The sequence below is a fragment of the Vibrio sp. MACH09 genome (assembly GCF_033238805.1).
Taxonomy (GTDB): Bacteria; Pseudomonadota; Gammaproteobacteria; order Enterobacterales; family Vibrionaceae; genus Vibrio.
Map to the genome: position 1 here is coordinate 349,885 of NZ_BSFZ01000002.1, position 25,026 is coordinate 374,910.

The 25,026-nt window shown below is 40.4% G+C and carries 21 protein-coding genes and 1 pseudogene; 14 read left to right on the forward strand and 8 right to left on the reverse strand.

Going from position 1 to position 25,026, the window contains the following annotated elements; all coding sequences use genetic code 11:
* Positions 1-103: 103 nt before the first annotated feature.
* Positions 104-1,447, reverse strand: a complete 1,344-nt coding sequence (locus CHJ_RS16800; protein WP_317919202.1) for a DEAD/DEAH box helicase — start codon at positions 1,445-1,447, stop codon at positions 104-106.
* Positions 1,448-1,812: 365 nt separating this feature from the next.
* Between CHJ_RS16800 and CHJ_RS16805 the strand changes: the two genes are divergently transcribed.
* On the forward strand, positions 1,813-2,106 hold the full coding sequence (locus tag CHJ_RS16805) for an Lpp/OprI family alanine-zipper lipoprotein (protein WP_171752316.1): 294 nt from the start codon (positions 1,813-1,815) through the stop codon (positions 2,104-2,106).
* A gap of 60 nt (positions 2,107-2,166) precedes the next feature.
* On the opposite strand, the gene CHJ_RS16810 is transcribed toward CHJ_RS16805, so the two are convergent.
* A complete protein-coding gene (locus CHJ_RS16810; protein WP_171752317.1) occupies positions 2,167-3,057 on the reverse strand; it encodes a L,D-transpeptidase family protein in 891 nt (296 codons plus the stop codon).
* 328 nt (positions 3,058-3,385) lie between these two features.
* Here CHJ_RS16810 and CHJ_RS16815 point away from each other — a divergent pair, with 328 nt between their 5' ends.
* The 6 genes from CHJ_RS16815 to CHJ_RS16840 all read left to right on the forward strand — a co-directional run bounded on the left by CHJ_RS16815 (position 3,386) and on the right by CHJ_RS16840 (position 10,885).
* Positions 3,386-4,990, forward strand: a complete 1,605-nt coding sequence (locus CHJ_RS16815; protein WP_317918365.1) for a tetratricopeptide repeat-containing diguanylate cyclase — start codon at positions 3,386-3,388, stop codon at positions 4,988-4,990.
* A gap of 259 nt (positions 4,991-5,249) precedes the next feature.
* Complete coding sequence (locus CHJ_RS16820) at positions 5,250-6,839, forward strand: methyl-accepting chemotaxis protein (RefSeq protein ID WP_317918366.1); 1,590 nt, start codon at positions 5,250-5,252, stop codon at positions 6,837-6,839.
* 207 nt (positions 6,840-7,046) lie between these two features.
* Complete coding sequence (locus tag CHJ_RS16825) at positions 7,047-8,945, forward strand: PhoX family protein (RefSeq protein WP_317918367.1); 1,899 nt, start codon at positions 7,047-7,049, stop codon at positions 8,943-8,945.
* A gap of 153 nt (positions 8,946-9,098) precedes the next feature.
* The gene (locus tag CHJ_RS16830) at positions 9,099-9,341 is read left to right on the forward strand and encodes a diguanylate cyclase (protein WP_317918368.1); all 243 of its coding nucleotides are present in this window, start codon (positions 9,099-9,101) and stop codon (positions 9,339-9,341) included.
* A 149-nt stretch (positions 9,342-9,490) separates the two neighbouring features.
* Positions 9,491-10,231, forward strand: coding sequence for a DUF1499 domain-containing protein (locus tag CHJ_RS16835; protein ID WP_317918369.1), 741 nt, complete (start codon positions 9,491-9,493; stop codon positions 10,229-10,231).
* Between the two features lie 93 nt (positions 10,232-10,324).
* A complete protein-coding gene (locus CHJ_RS16840; protein WP_317918370.1) occupies positions 10,325-10,885 on the forward strand; it encodes a ricin-type beta-trefoil lectin domain protein in 561 nt (186 codons plus the stop codon).
* Positions 10,886-11,152: 267 nt separating this feature from the next.
* On the opposite strand, the gene CHJ_RS16845 is transcribed toward CHJ_RS16840, so the two are convergent.
* Entirely contained in the window at positions 11,153-12,025 is an 873-nt protein-coding gene (locus CHJ_RS16845; protein WP_317918371.1) for an NAD-dependent epimerase/dehydratase family protein, read from the reverse strand.
* Positions 12,026-12,307: 282 nt separating this feature from the next.
* On the opposite strand from CHJ_RS16845, the gene CHJ_RS16850 reads away from it, so the two are divergent.
* The 3 genes from CHJ_RS16850 to CHJ_RS16860 all read left to right on the forward strand — a co-directional run bounded on the left by CHJ_RS16850 (position 12,308) and on the right by CHJ_RS16860 (position 17,891).
* Positions 12,308-13,264, forward strand: coding sequence for a LysR family transcriptional regulator (locus CHJ_RS16850; protein ID WP_317918372.1), 957 nt, complete (start codon positions 12,308-12,310; stop codon positions 13,262-13,264).
* A gap of 63 nt (positions 13,265-13,327) precedes the next feature.
* The gene (locus CHJ_RS16855; protein ID WP_317918373.1) at positions 13,328-14,269 is read left to right on the forward strand and encodes a DUF1848 domain-containing protein; all 942 of its coding nucleotides are present in this window, start codon (positions 13,328-13,330) and stop codon (positions 14,267-14,269) included.
* A gap of 1,837 nt (positions 14,270-16,106) precedes the next feature.
* Positions 16,107-17,891 (forward strand): acyltransferase family protein, encoded by a 1,785-nt coding sequence (locus CHJ_RS16860; protein WP_317918374.1) that lies wholly within the window; start codon positions 16,107-16,109, stop codon positions 17,889-17,891.
* 59 nt (positions 17,892-17,950) lie between these two features.
* On the opposite strand, the pseudogene CHJ_RS16865 reads toward CHJ_RS16860, so the two are convergent.
* Positions 17,951-18,155: pseudogene (locus CHJ_RS16865) on the reverse strand (IS3 family transposase); the annotation flags it as partial.
* A 55-nt stretch (positions 18,156-18,210) separates the two neighbouring features.
* Here CHJ_RS16865 and CHJ_RS16870 point away from each other — a divergent pair.
* From CHJ_RS16870 to CHJ_RS16880, 3 genes are all read left to right on the forward strand, one after another.
* Positions 18,211-18,639 carry a DUF1848 family protein gene (locus CHJ_RS16870; protein WP_317919203.1) on the forward strand — a complete coding sequence of 143 codons (429 nt, stop codon included), beginning with the start codon at positions 18,211-18,213 and terminating at the stop codon, positions 18,637-18,639.
* 112 nt (positions 18,640-18,751) lie between these two features.
* Positions 18,752-19,600: a DUF3626 domain-containing protein gene (locus tag CHJ_RS16875; RefSeq protein WP_317918375.1), complete on the forward strand. Its 849-nt coding sequence runs from the start codon at positions 18,752-18,754 to the stop codon at positions 19,598-19,600.
* A 439-nt stretch (positions 19,601-20,039) separates the two neighbouring features.
* The gene (locus CHJ_RS16880) at positions 20,040-20,201 is read left to right on the forward strand and encodes a hypothetical protein (RefSeq protein WP_171754389.1); all 162 of its coding nucleotides are present in this window, start codon (positions 20,040-20,042) and stop codon (positions 20,199-20,201) included.
* Between the two features lie 199 nt (positions 20,202-20,400).
* On the opposite strand, the gene CHJ_RS16885 is transcribed toward CHJ_RS16880, so the two are convergent.
* Entirely contained in the window at positions 20,401-20,730 is a 330-nt protein-coding gene (locus CHJ_RS16885; RefSeq protein ID WP_171754390.1) for a hypothetical protein, read from the reverse strand.
* 287 nt (positions 20,731-21,017) lie between these two features.
* On the opposite strand from CHJ_RS16885, the gene CHJ_RS16890 reads away from it, so the two are divergent.
* The gene (locus CHJ_RS16890) at positions 21,018-21,761 is read left to right on the forward strand and encodes a substrate-binding periplasmic protein (RefSeq protein WP_317918376.1); all 744 of its coding nucleotides are present in this window, start codon (positions 21,018-21,020) and stop codon (positions 21,759-21,761) included.
* A gap of 92 nt (positions 21,762-21,853) precedes the next feature.
* Here the strand turns inward: CHJ_RS16890 and CHJ_RS16895 are convergent, their stop codons facing one another.
* The 3 genes from CHJ_RS16895 to CHJ_RS16905 are packed head-to-tail and all read right to left on the reverse strand — an operon-like array spanning position 21,854 to position 25,026.
* Positions 21,854-23,302 (reverse strand): NAD-dependent succinate-semialdehyde dehydrogenase, encoded by a 1,449-nt coding sequence (locus CHJ_RS16895; RefSeq protein WP_317918377.1) that lies wholly within the window; start codon positions 23,300-23,302, stop codon positions 21,854-21,856.
* 43 nt (positions 23,303-23,345) lie between these two features.
* A complete protein-coding gene (locus CHJ_RS16900) occupies positions 23,346-24,554 on the reverse strand; it encodes a multidrug effflux MFS transporter (protein ID WP_317918378.1) in 1,209 nt (402 codons plus the stop codon).
* The gene (locus CHJ_RS16905) at positions 24,547-25,026 is read right to left on the reverse strand and encodes a GlcG/HbpS family heme-binding protein (protein ID WP_171754394.1); all 480 of its coding nucleotides are present in this window, start codon (positions 25,024-25,026) and stop codon (positions 24,547-24,549) included. Before CHJ_RS16905 ends, CHJ_RS16900 begins: the two co-directional genes overlap by 8 nt.

The following is a 25,026-nucleotide window of genomic DNA, read 5'->3' on the forward strand; positions in this document are numbered from 1 at the left end:
TTCTCTTGTCACCTAAAAGTGCTTCATTAGCTGACGTTACCGGCCAGTTAACCACAAAGTGCCTATTCAGAGTGTCACTATAGCAATAGAGTCGCTACCGCTATTACTCTTCCGAAGGTTTCGCTGCTGGCTTTTTCTTTGGTACGAATACCTCATCACCGACAGAAACATTCTTGTAAAAGCTGTTATCACGTTTAGCGGGTTTTTTCGCAGTTTTCTTCTGTGCCGCTTTTTTCTTCTTCTGATCTGTGACTCGCTTTTTAACATTTGGCTGGCGAGGTTTTATGCCTTTAAATTTACCTTTAAGGCCTTCTAATTCAGAGAAAGATAAGTCCTGATGTAAAAACGCTTCTACTCGCTTAAAGCTATCCCAGTCTTTCGGGCCAACAAGTGATAACGCTGTTCCTTTGCTTCCTGCTCTTCCTGTTCTTCCCACACGATGCACGTACTCTTCAGTGTGTTTCGGCATATCAAAGTTAATTACGTGGGTTACATTGGCAATATCTAGTCCACGAGAAGCAACATCTGTCGTGACGAGTATCTTAAAGACACTACGCTCGAACTGACTCATGATGGTATTGCGTTGAGCTTGATTTAGATTCCCACTCAAGGCGATAGCTTTTAACTTCTTATCATTGAGTTCTTTTGTCAGCCTTTCCGTATCCGCACGTGTGGCGGTGAAAATAATGACCTGACGATAATCTGCATCTTCAATAAGACGGTGCAGAATAGCTTCTTTATGATCAAGGTGATCACAAAGATAAAATGACTGAGCAATATCTTTATGCTGCTCACTGGCAGAACCTACCGTTATACGCTTAGGATCGTTGAGCATTTCCATTGCGATATCAATAACTTCAGTATGTTCTAACGTAGCAGAAAACATCAATGTTTGGCGACGACGATGTTTTGCCGCTTTATGAATTCGGCGCAACTCAGGTGCAAAACCTAGATCAAGCATGCGATCAGCTTCATCTAGAATCAAGGTATCTAAACCATCTAAAAACATTGAACGGTGTTCAAGGTGATCCGCTAGACGTCCAGGGGTGGCCACTATAAATTTAGGGTACTTACGTAGCGCTTTTACTTGGTCATTAAAGTTCTCACCACCAACAATAAGTGCACCGGTATAGGACAAGCCTCCAAGCATACTTCGCAGCTCACCATAAACTTGTTTAGCCAGTTCACGAGTTGGGGCTAATATAACGGCACGAGGATCTCTTGCAGAAAATGATTTTGTTTTTAATGCTTTATGTAGCATAGGTAAAACAAACGCCAAGGTTTTACCTGATCCGGTTTTGGAAGACGCCAGTAGATCTTTTCCAGCAATTGCAACCGGTATGGCTTGCTGCTGAATGTCAGTTGCCTGCTTAAAAGCATAGTGATTAAGGTTTTTAAGTAAGCGGTTATCAAGACCTAGTTCTTTAAACTGCAAAGTGCGCTCCACGGATTGTGATGATAAAAATAGCCCGCAATGATACCGTGAAAACACCATCTATGGATATAGATCACATTAAATAATCACGATTATTTTATCATCAACTCACTAGCATCGAAGAGTCATAAAGTATCTGCTCTTTTTAAACTATATACTAAACTAATAGTTAACAAGTTTATGACTTGAGAGAATAGGAGAGGTAAACTCTCTAAATGGCGTAACTAAACGCAGTAATTCATAAACCATTCATATACTCACCTTTAAGTTGCTCAACGAGTTTATGCGATGGCGTTATTTATCAGCGCGATTGTTCACTTTAAGCTCAGGCCAAGTATGAACAGTCATTGAAGAGATAATAGTAACAGGGAGCTCAAATGAATAAGAAAATAGCATTAACATTGGCCATTGGTTCAACACTTTTACTTGCTGGTTGTTCTTCTGGTCCTGATGACCAAACAATGAGTCAAATTAAAAGCTTGAACGGTCAAATAGAACAACTGAACAATGAAATAGCCACGCTAAAACAGAATCAGTCTCGCACTGAAATGAAAGCAACGGATGCTCGAGATACTGCGAACTCAGCAAAAGAGAACGCATTCTCAGCTCAAGAAGAAGCGATAAGAGCGAATGAGCGTATTGATAATATCGCTCAGTCTTACACTAAGTAATCTTGTCTGTTCTTGCTGAATAAGCACCTTAAAGTGACTTAAGTAGAGATAGCGGCTTCTTTATAACGAAGGAGCCGCTATCTCAATTGGCACACCACTTTGAACAATCATTGCCGCTCTGGCTTTGTTCATTGAAATATCAAATTCCATCATCCACCACTGTAACTCTTGTGGCATAACCAGAGGCTCCTGAACACCATCACTGTTTGTTAGCGGTTCATGCACTTCCATAAACACACTTCTATCCGGTTCAAGAGAGACTTTAATAGGAATGTTAACTACCCTTACCCGATCTTTTCGTGATACTTGCTCAAACAGCCATTTAATATCAACCGGTTCCATTCGAATACACCCTGAGCTTACTCTTAGCCCAATACCAAAATCTCGATTTGTTCCATGAATCAAATAGTCACCAACGCCATAGGCCAGCCGCAACGCGTACTCACCTAATGGATTATCCGGCCCAGCGGGAACTACTTTCGGCAGTTCAATGCCTTTTTCTAAATATTCGTCACGAATCGATTTTGGAGGGGTCCAAGTGGGGTTGGGGATTTTTTCGTTAATATACGAACTCATTTCTGGAGTGTCTCGGCCTATACGACCAATACCAACGGGAAATATATGTACTTGCTTTTTATCGTCATCAAAATAGTAAAGTCGAAGTTCCGCGAGATTGATAACGATGCCGCTTCGATCTTCTGTTGGCAAAATGAACATCGTTGGTATCGTTAATACTGTACCAATATCGGGCAAAAAAGGATCAATACCTTTATTCGCGGCCATCAGCGATAACAAACCGACATCATAGATCTTGGCTAGTTTTGCAAAGGTATCCCCTTTTTCAACGACATGATGCTGTAAACGCCCCACTACCTGACTATCATCTTCGGGCAGAAGATAACTGGCAGAATAACTGGAGAAAGTCATCACCAAACCTAACAAAACCATCATACTTCGCAGCACGTCAACACTACCTTGTTAATTTATCATTCACTGTTAAGGCTAACGCGGTTTCACCAATAGAATCAACTAATGTTAAGCAATTAGTCACTCTCAGTTCGTCTATAAAGACCCACCAAGCATACTATTTTTCGGTATCAGCAGACCATTTCCACTCATATGCATTTATCAATTATCATGTCGGCAAAAACAGTCCAACCCAAGAAAATAGAGTGTTTCTTAAATTATTGATAAAAGTCATGTTATGAAATGATAAATAGGAGTAGAAGTATTAGAGAAAACGAATAAACGATCTTGAACAAAACCAATAGACTGGCGTATGGATGATATAGTTACATTAGGCATTGCCACCATTGATTCACTTAATGACAATTTCCATGACATCCTAACTCAGGATATGGAACTGGCACTGACTCAATGTAACAAAGCTCGAGATGCAGCTAAAGAGCTGAATTATCAGAAAGGGATACTCGACGCGGACTTCAATCAAGCATGGTATCACCTATGGAAGTGCGAGTTTAATCTTGCTTTTCCGTTGCTAAAAAATCTCCCTGAGCAGTACAACATACTTAACGATGAGGTCGGCTATCTAAAGGCCATTAACGCCTTAGGTGCCATTCATTTAGATATGGGCAACTACGAAAGTGCCCTACCTTATTTTCTAAAGTCACTAAAAAGAGCCCGCAAAAAAAGCAATCGAGAGCGTGAAGCCTCTGCACTAGCAAACCTAGGCTTGCTATACGAAGGACTGGACAATATTGAAGAAGCCTATTCGTTTTTTAGCAGCGCTCTCGACATTCCGGAACTCAACAGTACCGGATTCTATACCGCATCAAAATGCATTGCTTTGTACTACATAGACAAAGCTGATTGGACAAACGCCAAACACTACTTAGATTCTGCCCTGAAGCGCAGCCGAGAAAATCTCGATATTTACTTTGAATCTGAACTGCTAGTCACGCAAGGTAAGCTCAATCTTGCCCAACAAAACCTAAAAGCCGCCCAGCACTGTTTTATGATGGGGTTTGATATTTCCAAGCAGTTGGGAAATAAAAAGATAGAAACTGAGCATTTATATGAGCTGGGTTGTCTGGCTTTAATGAATGAAAATATCGAGCTCGCACTCACCTATTTTGACCAAGTTAAAATGCTAGCCCAAACTCATGATATTGGCCGATTTATCTGCCACGCTTATCAAAAACTGAGTTTCGTCTACGAGCAGAAACAAGACTATAAACACGCATTAGAGTATTTAAAAAGTTATAACGCAATGGCGAAAAAATACGATCTAATGGAAACAGAATTGAAGTTAAAAAGCCTCGGTTTTGAACACGAGCTGGAGCAGAAGCAAAAACTTGCAGAGATCTACCGGTTAAAAAATATTGAGCTAGAAAAAGCCAATCAAAAAGTTCTTCAACTTGCTAATCACGACAGCTTAACCGGCTTGCCCAATCGGCGACTGTTAATGGAACAGTTAAAAATCACAACGGCGATAGCGGAGAGCAATGGCAGTAAAATTGCCATACTGTTTATCGATCTTGATAACTTTAAACCAGTAAATGACCAGTTTGGTCACCGTACAGGTGACCTACTATTGCAGCAAGTCAGCAATCGTATTAAACAGCAGCTTGAAGAGAGTGCTGTTGTCGCTAGATTTGGCGGCGATGAGTTTGTCATCATCATCCCAAATATTACCGACATTGCTTCCATTAAGAGTAGAGCAAAAAACATCACTCAATTTATGTATCAGCCATTTTCAATAGCCGACCAACATTACCAACTAGGCAGCAGTATCGGTATTAGCATTTTCCCCGAGCACGGCAGAGACATTGAAGATTTATTGTCCAAAGCCGACCAAGCCATGTATGACGCTAAGATCAACGGAAAAAACCGTTATCTTATCTACCAAGAAGAGAACAGATAACGACAGAATAAACTCACTATTAGTAGATAGACACGAACTAAAAAACGCCTGCCTGCCCGTAAATAGTGACCAAGAAAAATTCATTCAATAATCACAAAATGTACCTGATGGAGGTCGAATTCAAAAAACGACTACAGTTTTCTGTTTTCATACCGATAAAATTAACAATAAAGCTCAAAATTTCATGTATATTTAACTTATTGACGCTATCATTAATAAAACTCAATGTATTTATAACTAAAATAATAGGTAACAGCCCATGAATGGAAAAGAAAGAACGTTTTCGCCAAGCTCCACCTTAGTTTCTGTCACCGATTTAAAAGGGGTAATACAATACTGTAATCGTGATTTTGTTGAAATTAGCGGCTACTCAGAGCAAGAGTTGATCAACTCTAACCACCATATTGTTCGCCACGGTGATATGCCAAAAGCCGCATTTGCTGACCTATGGGCCACTATTCAAGCTGACAAACCTTGGCAAGGCATGGTAAAAAACCTGTGTAAAAATGGTGACTATTACTGGGTAGATGCCTATGTTACGCCGGTGTTTGAAGAGGGAAAAAAGATTGGCTACCAATCGGTTAGAAGTTGCCCGACTCGAGAACAAATTTCCGCGGCAGAAACACTCTATAAAGAGCTAAACAGTAACCCACAAAAATCCATTCCCAAACCGAGTATTTTCACTACCATGAAAATGGCAACCAAAGTAAATGCACTCGTATGCTTAGCTTTCGTCACTTTCTTACTTGCACAATGGCATGGCGGCTTTCTATTCAGTGCCGCGCCACTGGATATAGCCACAAACATTTGGGTTATCTTGGTTTTCTCTACGCTTCTATACTTATTTAATCACGATGTTGTTAAGCGAATCCATCGTCTAAACAACATCATCAAACGCATCTCTGCAGGCGACTTAGCGGATAATATCCAGATACTTAAGCAGGATGAAATTGGCGAAACCGTCATGTCAGCCAAAATGCTTCAAGGCCGACTAAAAGCGGTGATAGGACGTTTTGGTGAATCATCGCAAGATCTCGTTGTTGCCACAGACGTGCTGTCGAAAAATAGCCACACCACCAAAGAGAGCATGAACCACCAGCATACCGAGACAGAAATGGTAGCAACTGCGATGAATGAAATGAGTGCGACCGTTGCAGAGATCGCTCAAAATACATCAAGAACATCTGAACTGGCATCCACTGCCGATATGGCCGCCAACAACGGCAAGATGATGGTGTCATCAACTCGCGAAACAATTCTAGAACTGTCTGAAGATATTTCTAACATCTCCAACTCCATCAATTTACTGGCGGAAGAGTGCCAACAAATTCGTGACATTACAGATTCCATAAGTGGTATTGCCGACCAAACCAACTTGCTTGCGTTAAACGCTGCAATCGAGGCCGCAAGAGCGGGTGAACAAGGCCGAGGCTTTGCCGTGGTAGCCGACGAAGTAAGGGTATTATCTTCACGCACTCAACAATCGACAGTAGAAATAAACAGCATGATTGAAAGGCTACAAAGCGGCAGTAGCAATGCAGTAAATGCCATGGAAAAAGGGTTAGAAAAAGTCCACTTATCCGTGGAGCAAATCCAAAATACTGAAGATGCCTTTTCTGAAATTGTTGATTCCGTTACCGATGTTAATGATATGAACATGCAAATTGCTACCGCAGCAGAGGAACAATCTAGCGTTGCCGAAGAGATGAACAAGAACGTCACTTCCATTAGCGCACTCTCTTACAAAACATCCGACAGTGTGGTGCAGTTAGAAGAAAAGATCGATGCACTCACCAAGATGTCCGTGTCACTAAAACTGCAGCTTAAACAGTATAATTTAGGCGACTGATTAAAAGCGACACTAACTAGTAGTAGACGGCTCTTACCAAGCTTTTGGTAAGAGCCGTTTTGTTATTATTCTAGGGACTCCTATTTACAGCTGCAATTTAAATGTTATGTAAATGTAACGTAACCATCACATTCGGCTTGCAATATAGTGGCGAAATTATAAATGCCTAAAAAGGCTAAAAATCAGCACGTAAAAGGAAGTCACTAAATGAAACACTTTAACCAAAACAGCGATCAGCGCCCATTAGATCACGAGCCTGAGTTCAACCGCCTTGTTGAAGCTGCAATGTCCCGCCGTAATTTTCTGAAAACGACAAGTGCCGCGAGTACTGTGGGTTTCTTTGCCGCAAGTCCAATCAGCCAGGCAGTAGCTAGTTCTATATCTACGAAGTCTGAGCTATTGGGGTTCGAAGCCATTCCAATCTCAACTTCAGATACGATTGAAGTTCCTGCTGGCTATCAGGCCGATGTCCTAATTTCATGGGGAGATCCTGTTGTTAAAGGAGCGCCTGAGTTCAGCCAGTCAAATAACTCCATGGCACAAGAACAGCAGTTTGGTGATAATAATGACGGGATGACTTTCTTCCCAATTTCAGATACGCGTGCTGTATTGGCGGTAAATAATGAGTACACCAATAATGAATATCTATATGAACATCAAGGCAAAAACATTACCGCTGACGATGTACGTAAAGCACAAGCCGCTCACGGTGTGTCTATTGTTGAACTCGTTAAGAAGAATGCCAAATGGATGGTAAACCCTGAAGGTCGTACAAACCGTCGTATTACTGCATTTACTGAGATGGAGATGACCGGCCCAGCTCGTGGACATGCACTTCTCAAAACGGATGCAGACCCATCTGGTATGAAGATCCTTGGCACAATGAACAATTGTGCTAATGGTCAGACACCATGGGGAACATACCTAACATGTGAAGAGAACTTTAACGGTTACTTCGGAGCGTCTGCGGAAAACAAATTAGATGAAAACTATACGCGATATGGCCTGAAGAGTAATGACTGGGGCTATGACTGGTTTAAACATGATGAACGTTTTGATATCTCTAAACATCCAAATGAGCCACATCGAATGGGTTGGGTTGTAGAAATTGACCCTATGAATCCAAACTCCACCCCGAAAAAGCGCAGCGCACTTGGTCGGTTCAAACATGAAAACGCAGCGCTGACGATTAATGGTTCAGGTCATGCAGTTGTTTACCTAGGAGATGATGAACGTGGCGAACATTTGTATAAATTTGTTTCTAAAAACAAATATATTCCAGGTTCAAAGTCCAATCTGGATCTTCTTGAAGAAGGTACGCTTTACGTCGCTAAGTTTAACGGTACTGAAGGTGAACTAACGGGTAAGGGTGAGTGGCTAGAACTGACATGGGGTAAAAATGGACTGACTCCGGAGAACGGTTTTCCAGATGCGGCTTCTGTGATGATATTTGCACGTCTTGCAGCTACTCAGGTTGGTGCTACCACGATGGATCGCCCTGAATGGGTATCAGTTCACCCAGACAATAACTCAGTATTTTGTACGCTGACTAACAACAAGTACCGTGGTGTTAAAGATACGCAGCCTCTAAATGCATCAAATCCGCGTGAAAAAAATCCCTATGGTCATATTATTCGCTGGCGCCCGACTAACAGCAACCATATAGATAATACCTTCGAGTGGGACATCTATGTGTTAGCAGGTAACCCTGAAGTTCACCCATCGGGCTTGATGGCGGGTTCTGATAATATTAATAAAGACAATATGTTCAACAGTCCAGACGGGATTGGATTCGACCGCTTTGGTCGTCTCTGGATTCAAACAGACGGCAACTACAAAAACAAAGATGGTTTTGCTGGCATGGGTAACAACCAAATGCTTTGTAGTGATCCACAAACGGGGGAAATCCGCCGCTTCTTAACGGGGCCTATAGCTTGTGAAATAACCGGCCTTACTTTCTCACCTGACTACAAGACCATGTTTGTTGGTGTTCAGCACCCAGGAGAAGAGCTGGCGCCTTCTCACTTCCCGCAAGGTGGCGACAGTATTCCACGCTCTTCAGTTATTGCTATTACCCGTAAAGATGGCGGTGTGATTGGCGCCTAGTTATATTTGTAAGAGAAAAATACCTCACTCCCACGCCAGCGTGGGAGTGAACATCAAACTAGAGTTCATTCTAAACAACATACCCTCATTCCCGCTCCATACATAAGACTATAAATGTCGCCAACAGCTGGGAAAAAATGACTCGACGTTACGATGGCAATAACGGATGGGTTAACGGGTATTCTCAACAGGCGTGGTTTTGATGAGGTTTTCTCTAAAGAGCTGGATAAGACATTCAGAGAGCATCTTGAACTATCGGTAACCATTTGTGATGTAGACTTCTTTAAGCAATATAATGATCACCACGGCCACTTAGAAGGAGACGATTGTCTTAAGAAAATAGCGCTATGCTTAGAGTCTAATCTTCGTAGAAGTGTCGATGTTGTTGCAAGATAGCAAAGACAGTAATTATCAAGCCAACAAATAAGTCCCCCCTGAACCCTTCCTTAACCCTTCCTTAACCCCATTTACTGCTATTTTTATCTATAGTGATGAGCTAAGGAACTGCTCATCGTTTCTCGAAAATGACAGTCAAAGGATAGAAAATGACGAACAGTCGTACATCTCATGTTGGAACCATAGTATTACTATTAGCAATCGCAGCCGTGTTAATTATTGCCATGATGATCTTCGGCGCGCATTTGGGCTTGTGGGAGCCCATCGTAGGCTTTGGCTATTTCCGAAACTACCTTAACCCGATTGGTATCTCTCTGCTTAGCTTAAGTTCTCTGGGGCTTATATTTCAATTGGTCGCACGAAACCGCAATGGGGCAATAAAATCCTTTGTTGCTGTGCTAATCGGACTGGGTTTAGTCGCTCCCATGATTTACGGCACCATTAATCCAACAAAGCGTGCCCCCGCAATTCATGATATTACAACGGATACCACCAACCCTCCTGAATTTTTAGTGCTGGATAACACGCGTTCTGGTGCGAAAAACTCTTTGATTTACGCGGGAGAAAAGGTGGCGGCAATACAGAGAAAAGCTTATCCATACATCAAGCCGATTCAATCAAACCTCACCACAACAGAAGCTTACCAAAAAGTCTTGGGCATTGCGCACAGCAAAGGGTGGGAGATCATAGCAGAAGACCCCGAAACATTGCGTTTTGAAGCGACCGCCAAAACACCCTTTTTTGCCTTTATGGATGACATCGTCGTCCAAGTAACGCCGATAAATAACCAAAGCCGTATCGACATTCGTAGTGTGTCTCGAGTAGGACGAAGTGATCAGGGGGTTAATGCCGCTCGAATTGTCGAGTTCACGGATAGCTTTAACCAGTAAATGATTTACCGATTACGAAAACCGTTATTACCAATACAAGGGTGGTGGAATGTTAACACCAACGATAGTACTCATAACAAGGATGATATAGATATGAAACCGAACAGCATGACCAACGTTATAATCGCTTTTAGCTTAGTTTTTTCTCCTTCACTTCTTATGGCAGCTGAGCCAACTGTCCCCACAGAACCCCCATATATTGTGTTAAGTGACAATCTAGATGAGCCAAACGGTTATGGATTTTGCATTGACACGTACGGTCGTGGCCACTCTGAACTGTTGCAAACTCACACCTGTAAACCGAGACCAGATGAAGGCTCACCTAGAAACCATTCCGGGCATGATGTCAGGTTTGAGTACAATAGCAAAACCAATAGAATTCAATCCTACGCCTTTGAAGGCCTATGTATGCAAGGTCTTTTAGCGAAAGGAAAAAGCGAACTCGCATTACTAGATTGTAGTGATGCAAAGCATCAGGGTTTTGTTTACCAAGAAGACGATCAAACAATTAGACTACAGGCGGATAATAGCTACTGTCTGGCTGTTACATCAGAAACACAAACCGCAGGCCCATGGGTAAAAAGACCGCTTCAGTTAGCTCAGTGTGACGAAATAACACCGAACCTAATGCAGTGGACTGTCGTTCCCTTATAACCTGACCTTCTTAAGTAAACGACGTTGTACAAACGCTATACGAGCTCCTTATCAACCAATTTTTTCCCTTTATTGCCACTTCATTCTCGTGGCAACAAAGGGCAAATTACTCTAGTTAATTATCACTTTCAAATCGGCGGTCTGCCGGACGGCTTTTTCCATAGCCAATGCGTTCGAACTCATGATTAAACTCGCTATCAATGTCACAGATAATGTCACCGAGGAAATTCGGCTCATCATGTACTCTTTACATGCCCACGGTCATTATCAACATACTGGCAGCACTTCAGCAATACATGCGTCTAACTGTGCAAACACCTCTTCATAACCGTATTTGGGCGTCCACATCAGCTCTTTCTGCGCGAGAGATGAATCATAAACACGATCCAAGCTCACAGGTAGGCGCCATCCTCTTCGGTGAAATTCACGCACTAAATTGGGCGAGCATTCCCTAATCACATCCTCTGCTCTACAGTAAAGTCGCTCACAATCACTACTATTAAATGGTGAACTGGCTGAAATAATATAGCGAGTAAATCCATTGGGCCGTGCCTTAATGGCACAAGCATGGGCAGCCGCGACATCTCTAGCATCGACTCCTCTATTTAACCGATAAACAGCCATCATATCGGCTGGCTCGGGAAAGCAACGAGACATTTGCAGCACTGTTATTGGCAAGCATTTCTCTTCCGATACTCTTTGAAGCAATTGTTCTGCTTGGATTTTACTTTTGTGATAAATCGTTCTAGGCAAGGGCGTCTCATTTTCTGTAACCCAAGATGCTTCTCCATGTGTGGTAGATGTACGACCATAAAGTGCCGTCGTACTGGTAAATACGATATGAGAAACACCTTGCTCAACCGCTATTTTTGCTATCAATTTAGTTGCGTTCACGTTTATATCAATAAACTCTTCATCTGAACGAACACCAACATGTGGCGCATGAAGTGCCGCAGTATGAATCACAACATCAACGTCTGTTAGCGCTTCTCTTAGCAGGGTAGAATCTCGAATGTCTCCAAGATAATCAACCGTAGAACAGGGAATAAGATCAATGCCTTTTACTTCACAAAATGACATTAGATGAATGTAGATATTACGGCCAACTCGACCAGCTGAACCTGTCACTACAACTCGCATTTGATACTCCATATCAGTTTAATTCTGACTTTCATACACTTTACCGTATTATGATGTAAGCTCCAGCAAGCAACATAGCAAGACCTAAAAGCCTATTGATGTCTAGATCGCGAGGTACGGCTCCAAAAGCACCCAAGTAATCTATGACAATTCCATCATCTCGTTTTACCTACGCTTTCAAAGTCACTTTACAAACATTAGGTTAGAGGAATAGTCTCATGAACAGAAGTGGTTTATATTCAGGGCTACCATTCCCGAAAGGAATAGATCAGGGTCTTACTCATGCACATTGAAAATTTAGCTAAACTCGATTTGAACTTACTCGTGAATCTACATGTTTTGTTAGAAAAGCGTAACGTGAGTAGAGCTGCAGAGCATTTGAACTTAAGCCAATCGGCAATCAGTAAAAGCTTGGCTAGACTTCGGTTGCTATTTGATGATCCACTGCTAGAACGTTCAGGTTATGGAATGGAACCGACACTAAGAGCGAAACAAATTCAGTCTGACTTGCAACGTTTAATGGTTGATATTGAAAAACTAACCTCCCCCACCCGTTTTGACCCAGCCCAAAGCACCAGAAAATTTCATATTGCCGTCGTAGAAAGCGCTTACTCGCTTATTTTCCCAAAATTTATCGCTGAAGCACTGACAATAGCACCAAACATAACCATCGATTCGGTTAGTTGGGGAGCTGACACATTTGAGCGCCTTCAAAGAGGAGAGCTTGATTTTGCTATTACAGGTAAAGACTTAAAACCCGAAGATGAAGCTCGTACTTTGATACCGCCGAAAGGGATTGTTTCTCAAGAGCTATATCAAGATGAGCTTTATTGTTTAGTCAATCCTAAACATCCTTGCCTAGAGAGTACTTGGGGGCTTGAACAATACCTATCTTATCGGCATATCATGGTTAAAAACTACACCAATGAACGTTGGTTAGTGGACATCAAGTTGGCAGAAAAAAACATAGAACGGAACATTGCGTTTTACGTCTCTGACTTTAACAATGCGGTAGAGTTGTGTCGCCATACCAATCTAATACTGACGGCGCCAAAACGATTCGCTGAACAGACTTCGAAGAAAATGGGGTTAAAAGTTATACTATTACCCGTTGATGTTCCCGCGTTAACATACCCGTTATTTTGGCACGAAAACAGAGATCGAGATTTAGCTCACTCATGGCTAAAACAGATTATCATCGAACGGTTTGAGACAAACATTATCACCACACCAAGCTAAAATAATAAACATAGATGTTACAAACTACCCAGCATATAGCATGCTGAAATTTGGGTGAAAGATATGATCATTAGCGTTAGTCGTAGGACTGATATTCCAGCTTTTTATACGCCATGGTTTATGAACAGAATCCGTGAGGGATTTTTATTGACTAGAAACCCTTTTAACGCCCATCAAGTTAGAAGGGTTTCCCTGTTGCCAAAAGATGTCGAGCTTTTTGTCTTTTGGACCAGAAACCCCGCTATGTTAATGAAGCACCTGAATGAGTTAGATTCCCTAGGGCATAAATACTACTTTCAGTACACGATTACTGCCTACCCGAAACAATTAGAGACTCGAGTTCCCCGTCCTCATAAGGCGATTGATACATTTATAAAACTCAGTGACCAAATAGGTGCTGATAAAGTCATCTGGCGGTATGACCCAATACTGCTGTCCAATCTTGTTGATATGAATGAACACAAGCGAATATTCTCTAAAATTGCCGCCATGCTAGCAAACAAAACCCATAAAGTTGTTATTAGCTTTTCTGATTTTTATAAAAAGACAGAAAGAAATTTAAACCGAATAGATGGCCTGACATTCGCGGACATAACTAAGATGCCAAGTGAGCTATACGAGTTGTCTAACTACATGGCAAAAGTGGCTAATGAACATGGCATGACAATAGAAAGCTGTGCCGAAGAGATTGATCGAGAATCATCTGGAATCAAACAGGGAAAATGCATTGATGATCTCTTGATAAAATCGGTGTTTAACTTAGATGTAAGTTCTAAAAAGGATAGTGGCCAAAGAGACGCCTGTGGCTGTATAAAAAGTATTGATATAGGCATGTATAATACATGTCTTCATGGCTGCTCATATTGCTATGCGACTTTTAATAAAAATGCGGTGATGAAAAACAAAAGTCTCCATGACCCCAAAAGTCCTTTTTTGGTTGGAGGTACAGAAGGTATCGATCCAAACCTACTATTAAGACCTCTAGTACAAAACTCATTATTTTAGGTTAACGGTTATCGTACGCAAGTAATGTTGTACGCAAATAATGTCAAAAAGGAAATTCGGCTCATCATGTACTCCTTACATGCCCACAGTCATTATCAATATAGAGTGTTATTTTATTTTGTGTAGATAAAGACTATAGCTACACTGAAGTAAAAATTGGGAGTATAAGAATACTGATATACTGTAAAAACTAAAAGGACATTTATAGCCACTTTAATAAAGAAAAGATTAAAGATCTTTTGTCTTAAAGCTGAAATTTTTCTTCTATTACACTAATTAACAGTATTAATATAAGTTAAGGAATACTGTATTTTGACATATATCCAGAGTCTGGTTTCCACTTTTATTACAAAGCACTTCAATGAGGTTCATGAGTCCTTTTTCCTATTACACACAATGCTTTTATTATCAAACACCTATTCTTAACGAGGTTCCTAACAGGGTGAATGTCGATTTTTGTTAATTGTGTTGTTACCGTTTCATGTTACCTAGTTTTCAGTAGATTGTGTTACTGGTTAAGCAAAAGCTTAGAACTCTGTTTTCATCGATAATACTGCCCAGATAATATGAGCAAGTTTATTTGCCAAAGCTACGATACATTTGCAAGGATGAATGAGAAGTCTTCTGAATATTCTGCCGCCCGTTTATTGATTTTACCGAGCCAGTTGGTAGTATCGCTGGCATATTGCCGTGGTATAAATCCTATTCAAGCTACGAGCTGGAGACCATTTATATAAGCCAGAAGCAGCGAGACCATAATGTAGGCAACATCAAGTATATTAAGGAACCCTTGATAGTTACTTCGAGGGAAAAAAAGCTATTATAACTCCAATTTTATGTTCTTTGTCTGCTTGGAGAATATACGAATAGTAAGCGATATTCTGATGATGAAACTACCGGAATAGAGCGCCAATTCATTTTTGCTATTCTCTAAAATTAATGGTAACTGACTTTTAACATTCGCGATACTTTTATTCACCAAATTCAGCAAGTAGTCATCTAAGCTAATTCATCAAAGCACCTTTCAGCTTAATGAGTAATTTTCTTATCTAATTAAAACACTAAACATCTTACTGTTCAAAGAGCTAAATTGAAACAAAGTTCAATGTCGTTCAAATTGGCGCTTCAACTATTGCCAATGTATCGTTATTATCATCTTTAAATACTTATAATGAGGTAGCTAAATTTAGTTAACCACTTCAGAGGGTTTAATAAAAAAGCAAGAATACACTTTACAGTATGACCGAAATGTTGAATCAAGAATTGGAATAGTAGCAAACTTCCATCACTACAAGAACGAATTCGAATGGTTGTAATTCGTGAAGTAAATTAGAATATTTTGATTTTTTGTTAAATATAATTTTTCTTTCGTAACTAAACGTGAAGATTTGAAAGATATTCTTTGTTAAATCGATACTAATAACACTACATTTCATAGTAACCATTTCGTTAGGTTATCTCTGTTTACTTTTCAGTCTTGACACATTGTGATGCCGTCAGCGGAGCAACAAACTCAACACACGCCACAAAACACTGCAATCAATTATGATTAGTCTATGCATTTAATGTTACGTCACGATTCGTTGGTACGAATCAAATTTCTAGTTATAAGTCTTATAATTGAATAAAAAATAGTTACAACTTACAGTAAGAATTATTGTTAGATAGGTAACAATTGATTATAATCAAGCATGGATCAATTTTTTAACGGAATTATGCTATTTAGTGATAAGCTTATAAAATTATTGTTATAGCGGATTAGTAATACTAAATTGTCAATGTTTGTGATTTTTCCTTGTAGTTACGATGTGCATAGTTTTTATATTGGATGCTAATTATGATTTTTAGATATGACATACAAATATTAAGAGGATTATCTGTTTTATTTGTTGTTTTGTTCCATCTAGGCTTATCTTCTTTTAAAGGAGGGTTCTTAGGTGTAGATGTGTTTTTTGTTATTAGTGGTTTCCTAATGGCAATATTATATGATTTCAGAAATAAAACTGAATTCTTTAGACGTAGAGCTAAAAGACTTTTACCACCTTACTTTTTTATAATTTTAGTTACATTATTAGCTTCTTTTGCATTTACTACAGCTAATGAAACTAAGCAAGTTGTTGAACAATCAATATTCAGCTCTTTTTTTGCATCAAATTTTGGATTTTGGATGCAAAATTCATATTTTAGTAAATCTGAGTTTAACCCTTTGTTACATTTATGGTCTTTGGGTGTTGAAATTCAATTTTATATCATCATACCTTTATTATCATGGTTTTTTAGAAAGTCTAAATATTTTTTACCCATAATTTTATTCTGTTCTTTGACTCTATGCTTATTAGTATTAACTATTTCACCGAAAACATCATTTTTTATTTTCCCTTTTAGAGTTTGGGAGTTTCTTATTGGTTTTGGGATTGCAAAACATTTCACAAATGAAGGAAAGATTCGTTATAAAGGAAGAGAATGGATTGGTTTTTTTTCAGTTATAACTTTAACAATTATTCCATTTATGCCTGTAAATGGTGAATCACTTAGTGTTATTTTTGGTCATCCTGGTTTGTTTTCAGTGTTGATTTGTTTAGCTACTAGCGGAGTACTATTGTTTGGTTTACCTTTAGCCATTCAAAATTCCACTTGTGGGAAAGCACTTATTTTTTTAGGGAAATACTCATATTCCATATATTTGGCTCATTTTCCCATAATTGTAATTTTCTTATCTAAACCTTTTGGCGGAACTATACTTAACACTGAGTCATTGGGCGAAAAATTGTTAATAGTCTTTCTTATTGGGTTATTTTCATACATTTCATTTAATTATATTGAACAGTTTAAATCAAAAAAAATATTTACATTTACTATTATTAGCTCACTTACAATTGTGACTCTTTCTTTTATTTCATCTAGCTTGCAAGATAATTTATTAACCGAAAAAGAAAAGTATATTTTTAAAGCATTTTCTGATAGGAGCGAATACCGGTGTGGTAAATTAATCAGAATTTTAGAACCAATTGCTATATCTTGTGAAAAGAATAACGTGATTAATCCAGAATCAACAATTATGCTTGTAGGTAATAGCCACGCGGATTCTATAAAAACATCCTTAGCTAAGATATCTAGTGAGAAAAATGCAAAATTGATATTTTTAGTACCTAATAACCCCCTAATGGAAGGTGGTCTTACCGTATCCAGAATTTTTGAAGATGCCTTATCTCAGAAAGTTGATAAAATTGTAATCCACTATTCTACAAGTGGTTTTCCCATCAAAAACGTTCTGGAACTAACGAAAGTTGCTATAGATAAAGAAATCAAAGTAGTAGTTATAGATCCTGTTCCAGTTTGGAACCAGCATGTACCTAAACATATGTACACGTTGTTAAAAGAGGATACTAGTAACTTAACCAAGAACATAAATAGTTATTTGGAAGATAACGAGGCTATTTTTAAAAAGTTGGATTCTATTGAATCGAACTTATATGAACGAATATCTGTATCGGATGTTTTTTGTAGATATGAATGTGTGTTTAGTGATGATAAAGGTGTCCCTTTTTACTTTGATAGTAGTCACTTAACGTTGAGTGGCTCTCGGATGTTAGAGGATAAATTTCGAAGTTTTATTCAATAAGTTAATATAAATCTCGTTTGGGATAGGGCAGTTTTTAACATAACTGCTCTTAATCTTCGCTAAGATTTAGTTAGAGCAAATAGAGACATCCTATTTGCATGACTGTTCTGACGTTTAAAGATATAGAACATCTCGATATAGTCGAGAATATCTGACCGTGCTTTTTTTGCGTTAGATATATCTTTTTCGAACACGCTCACGTTTTAACAATTAAAAAAAGCTCTCAGCGACAGTATTATCATGACAGTTACCTCTTCGGAACATTAGCTTTTCTGACTTTTATAAAAAGACAGAAAGAAATTTAAACCGAATAGATGGCCTGACATTCGCAGACATAACTAAGATGCCAAGTGAGCTATACGAGTTGTCTAACTACATGGCAAAAGTGGCTAATGAACATGGCATGACAATAGAAAGCTGTGCCGAAGAGATTGGTCGAGAATCATCTGGGATCAAGCAGGGAAAATGCATTGATGATCTCTTGATAAAATCGGTGTTTAACTTAGATGTAAGTTCTAAAAAGGATAGTGGCCAAAGAGACGCCTGTGGCTGTATAAAAAGTATTGATATAGGCATGTATAATACATGTCTTCATGGCTGCTCATATTGCTATGCGACTTTTAATGAAAATGCGGTGATGAAAAACAAGAGTCTCCATGACCCCAAAAGTCCTTTTTTGGTTGGAAGTACAGAAGGTATCGATCCAAACCTACTATTAAGACCTCTAGTACAAAACTCATTATTTTAGGTTAACGGTTATCGTACGCAAATAATCAAACAAGCGGGCATTATATGAAGATTAAAAGTGACGTTCTCCCGTATAAACAACGTTATGCCCTTTATCGCAAACAGGAGGTTTCATGGCTAAAAATGCCGTAGAGCAAGCGATCGAAAATATCCGATTGAAGTCGAAAGGAATGAAGGGTTCTTTAAGTTGCGCTATTACAATTAATTTTCACCCAGACCGTTATACGTCAGACAATAAGCCGCTGCTTCAAGCTATTGCGGATGATGGTTTTTTGAAATCTCAATTTGAAACAGCGACAAGCAATGGTGGTTTAACGGCTTATGCTGGCGGTGAGCGATGGTCGTGGGAACAAACTGTCTTTAATGGCGCGTACGATAATGCCCCAAACAACCTCAGACCAAAATATGGTGCGCTAAATTACCGCCATTATGCAGCAGGGGCTTCCTGTCGTTTTGGTTCTTCTTTCTTTCAATTGAAGCCTCACATTTTTGAGCGAACAACATTTTGCTACCCAGATAGTTTTTTTCAGCCCGAAGATTTTGCTGTCTCTAGCAACTTAATGACACTCATTGATATAGCTTCGTCATCAAATGTGGATTTGTTAGATGACTATATTGAGGCCCACGTTCATGGGATTATATCGGTAAAAGAGGATATTGAATGTGTTGTGTTAGACCCGATTTATCGCTCTACAAATGTCGCTGAATATGCCTCAAAACTAGGTGTGCCGATAAAATGGCACAATGGTTATGAGTTAAGTCTTGAGGAAATGCGTCGTCATCCTGACTATCGTGGGCAGCAATTTATCGAACTCGCTACAGAGCTGGCTCATAACGGTAAGATTAATGCGAGAATACTGGGGTTAGCCATTACAGAGCAAGGTTATGACGAACAAGATATCAAAAAAGTTTGGCATTACTTGGCTCGATTTGGATACCGCACTGTCTCTGCAAGCAATTAACACTTCAAGTTACTTATTCTAGTTTAATGCCTAGAGTCTAAGGTTCTGTTTTTGGCTAACTCTTCGCCAAAAACAGGCCACAAAAGCCAAGCGTAAACGGGAATGGTCATCAAGTTTAATTTATTGACACTTCAACCCTAGAAATCATATGCTTAGCTCGCACTGGCAAAATCCAGTGTCGGGATTAGGAACCCTGCATTCAAATACATAGGCGCATTAATACCAGCTTTAACTGGATAATAATGTGCGGCTTTAGCACACCTGAATTTAATGGCATTGCCTATTTTAACGGCAATAATCAACATTATGGTGAGCTGAGCGAGGGCGCTTCGGCGCGCCGTTTCCTATGTAGCGGTAGTTCCTAACCTTGTTCAGTTCGCCACCCCTTGATTAGGAACCTTTGAGTGGTGATTAACCAGAATCTACATAGGATCTAGCTATGAACTCAGCGAACAATTCTCAACCCGATTTCTACTTACAAGTTGAAGACTTTATTCTGAATGCCTGTATCGAAGGCACCAACAACGATGCGTTGAGCAATGAAATACGCCTATTTTTGTTAACGCTGCTGAATCACTATAAACAACAAGATCAGGAATAAGAACAAAACAGAAAAGAAAAGACACCGTGAGTTAATGGATTAACGGTGTCTTTGTCATGGCTACAATGCATTGGCTTGTCACATTGCGAACGCGAATATTGTTTTCCTTGTTACCACCCTACAAATTACGATGAACAAAGGAACAAGGTGAGATTATATTGAGAGGCAACAGGAAAGTTACCTCTCAATTTAGAGGACCTTATAGATTTGAAAATCTCCTAGAGCCTCTATGCGATTGAAACTCATCCATATTAATGAATTCGTCATGGTCGACGTCAATGCGTTCAAACATCTCATCGCTATAAACTGAATTCTTTAATAAACGACCTTCTGATCTACGAAGTTCCTGTCTTGCCTTTTGGAAATCAACAAACTCTTCTTCAGATATCAAACCATCTTGGTTTACATCAATATCTGCAAAGACAGGAGCTTGAGACATCCCCATTCGACCATTTCCTTTTGCAGCAACATCCACTGAAAGAGAAATAGTTAGGCAACCGAGTAATATAGAAAAGATATATTTATTCATGGTCATCTCCTTTACCAATTTCCCACATAAATCATACTCCTTTTAACCATAATTAGTGTAAGGTTATGTAAAGGTCAATAGGATTGTTCTAAAGTCTTATTCCTGAGACTCAGCAAAAACTGATAGCATCCATAGAAGAAAGCGCTAATAGGCACACCTTTTACTATTGAACCTGTTTCAACCTCAAAGTCGTTCAATCTCACATAGTGACACATTACTTTTGTCAGCTTGATCGCTATTGACTAGGCTATTATTAATTGTTCGACTTTACTCCATACAAATTACAAATGAGATATCTACCATTGCGACAATCCATTACTATCTTGTTCATTTCTCTATTCTCTTCATTGGTGTCAGCTGAAACGTTCCACGTAATGCTGCATACAGGGTCATTCCCACCTTACTTTTTTGAAGAAGATGATGCACGGACAGGAACGATCAAAGATATTTACTCAGCCATTGCTGAAGAAACAGGTGATACCTTTGAGTATGTCAGGGTTCCTTTTAATCGAGCTCTGCATAAGTTCGAAGTAGGTGAGATCGATATTGAGCCGATGACCAATCCAGCGTATCGAGGGAAGTCAAAGGTCATTGGTGTTTATAGTATCCCATTTACCGTGGCCGAAGAGGTTATCCTATTTAATAGTGACCACCATATCAGAGTTAATGGACCAGATGACCTATTAGACAAAACAGTTGGAGTCATAAAAGGGTACCACTACCCTAAATTCTCACACTATTTTAACGATGGGCGTATCAAAACATCGTCGGTAAAAAATGAAAATATACTGATCAAGTTATTGCTTGCTGGTCGCTTCGATCAAGCACTCATCAATAAAGATTTTGCTCAGTATGAAATTCAGCAGCAACATATAAGTAAACGAGTCGTGGTAGGTAAAACCTACAACTCGCTCGATATGATGCTGCGCTTGCATCCAAACAAAGAAGAGGCGTTACCTAGGTTCAACAAGGCGATTGATAAGTTAGTAAAAGATGGCACGATCGAGAAGATTTATGACCGCTATCGCTAATTAAGGCACCGTTCGCTCAGTTCAGTTCGACAATGAGCTCGCTTAACAAAAAAACCAGCGTACAAACGCTGGTTTTTATAATCCGGTGACGGTTATAAACCGCCCATTAACATGTATTTTGACTCCAAGTAATCATCCATACCTAAATGAGAACCCTCACGGCCAAGACCGGACTCTTTTACGCCACCAAATGGCGCTAAGGTTGTCGATATCAGCCCTTCATTTATACCTACAATTCCTGTCTCCAGCTCTTCAGCGACGTTCCAAGCTCTAGCAAGAGATTGAGTATAAACATAAGACGCTAAACCAAATTCGGTGTCGTTAGCTCGCTGTAACACCTCTTCATCGGTCTCAAACGAAAACAGCGCCGCAAGAGGACCAAACGTCTCTTCCGTTGCCACTTGCATTTGATCTGTTATACCGGTTAACACATGAGGAACCACTAACCGACTGCCCTGTGGAGGCAACTGGCCATAAAGTACCTTAGCGCCTTTATCGCAAGCGTCTTGGATATGTTCGGTGACTTTATTTACCGCGGCGTCATTAATAAGAGGGCCGATAGAAACGCCTTCTTCAAAGCCGTCTCCCACTTTTAATTGAGCAACTTTGTTCGCCAGTTTAGTAGCAAACTCATCATACACTTTGCTATGAACAAAGAGTCGGTTGGCACACACACAAGTCTGTCCGGCATTACGGAACTTGGCGATCATGGCCCCTTCTACAGCGGCATCAATATCCGCATCGTCAAAGACAATAAACGGTGCATTTCCACCTAACTCTAAAGAGAGTTTTTTAACCGACGATGCCGATTGCTCCATCAAAATTTTGCCGACATTGGTTGAGCCAGTAAACGAGAGTTTACGCACCACTTTACTTTGAGTTAGCTCGCCACCGATGGCAATGGCATCTCCAGTAACGACACTAAATACCCCTTTTGGTATCCCTGCTCGCTCTGCAAGCTCTGCCAACGCCAAAGCGGTAAAAGGAGTGTCAGGCGCCGGCTTTAAGATAACAGGGCAACCTGCGGCAAATGCAGGGCCACATTTTCTGGTGATCATTGCAGCTGGAAAGTTCCAAGGCGTAATGGCGGCGACAACACCAATAGGCTCTTTGGTGACTAAGATTCTCGCACTACTTTTATGGGTTGGAATGATATCCCCGTAAGCACGACGTGCTTCCTCCGCAAACCACTCTATAAAGCTGGCGGCGTACATCACTTCACCTTTTGCTTCGTTAAATGGCTTACCTTGTTCGGTCGTCATGATGGTGGCAAGATCATCACAATGCTCAAGCATAAGCTCATACCAACGACGAAGCACTTTAGCACGATGCTCGGCAGTCTCTTTTTTCCACAATTTAAATGCAACCTGAGCGCTCTCAATCGCTTCTTGGGTCTCTTTTTGTCCCATATTAGGCACATGACCAATCACCTCATCGGTAGATGGGTTGGTGATCGCGGTTACATCGCCATCAAGAGCACTTTTCCATTGACCATTGATGTAACATTGTTGTTTAAACAAACTCATATCATTTAATTGCATTACCTAGATCCTTGTAAAAAGTCGACAATCTTTCTGTCTTCCATCAGTTTGTCGAGGGCATAGTTGTCTCTTGCTGCGGTATTAAATAGTGGTGACAGTAGAGATATAAAACGATAGCGATGATGGCAAAGCTCGTTAGCAATATAGGCAACATAATAAAGCCAATATACTCGACTAACAGACCAATGAGCTGTGCAAACAGTGCGCCCAATAATAGCTGGATAAAACCAAGTAAACCAGAAGCTGACGCCCGATTAACCGGCACAGCAGAAATCGATAAAGACTGCAGGTGAGGCTGGCTTAACCCCCGCCCAAAAGTAAAAATGGCCATGGAAAGAAACAGTGTCTGGTAACTGACGGAATAAAAGCTCAACGATAGCAACATAGTCACGGCGCCCACTAACGAAAGGCAATGGCCGGCGACAATTGTGGTGGCATGTGACCATTTAGCCGACAGCTGCGCACTGGCAAAGCTACCAGCCATAAAGCCGAGTGCAACAAACAGAAACCAAAAGCCATACTGCGTTAAATTATCTCCCAGCAGTTGATGAGCAATAAACGGAGCGCAAGTTACAAACGCAAAAAAACCACAGGCAATTAAGGTACTCGATAATGCAAGACTGGTGTATACCCTATTTGATATTAACCAGCGATACGTGGCCAAAAAAGAAGATTTTCTCGCCACGTTTTTTTCAGTAATAGGCTTTGGATACTGAAAGAAAACCCCTAACCAGACACAAAATGCCATAAACATTGGCAAATAAAATACCGAATGCCAGCCAAAAATCTCTGCTGACACACCGCCGATGGTTGGTGCAATAGCTTGCGAAACGGCCACACCCATGGTGATGTAACTCAGCTTCTCAACCGCTTTATCTGACGGGTAAATATCAACAAGTATACTGCGAGCCAGCATCATGCCAATGCAGCCGCCTGCGGCCTGCATCACTCGGCTTAGCAGTATCAAAGAGACAGAACTGGCAAAAACACCCACCAAGCCACCAACAATATGCAGCCCAAATCCCCACAATAGTAAGCGTCGTTTACCATATTTGTCCGCGATCGGCCCTGCAAACAACTGACCAATTGCCAGCGTTGCCAAATAAGCCGTAAAACTCAACTGAATGATGTTACCTGAAGAAGAAAACTGTTCCGCCAGCAACGGCATGATGGGGGCAACAATATTGAGGGCAACAGGGCTAACCATTGCCATTAGAATTAAGAATAGGGTCAGTTGATTGTCTTTATTCATGGGATGAATAACAGTGCGAACCATGCAACGGCATAGCGCGAGACTGCTGAATAGCCTGTTGCTGAAACGCCGCTACGCCAGCATTTGCGCAGGCGGCATCTTGGTCTTCGCTTGCACCAGACACACCGATCGCTCCGACTAGCTGGTCGTGGTAATAGATGGGCTCTCCACCAGCAAACAGCACCATGCGTTTTTGATGAGACAAGCCATGCAGCAAAGAAGGTTTCGCCTCTAATCGGCTGTTCCACTCTTTAGTGGCAAAACCAAAACTCACTGCGGTATAGGCTTTATCTGCGGAAATCTGCGTGCAAGGAAGTGCAGCATGATTAATGCGTATTTGGCTGAGCGGGTTGCCGTGTCTATCCAGCACCGATACTGAGACTTTAAGTTGGTTACTCTCTGCGTACTCAATGGCTGCTTGTGCAATCAACAGAGCCGATTGCCAGCTTAAACTCGTATCGGTGACAAACAT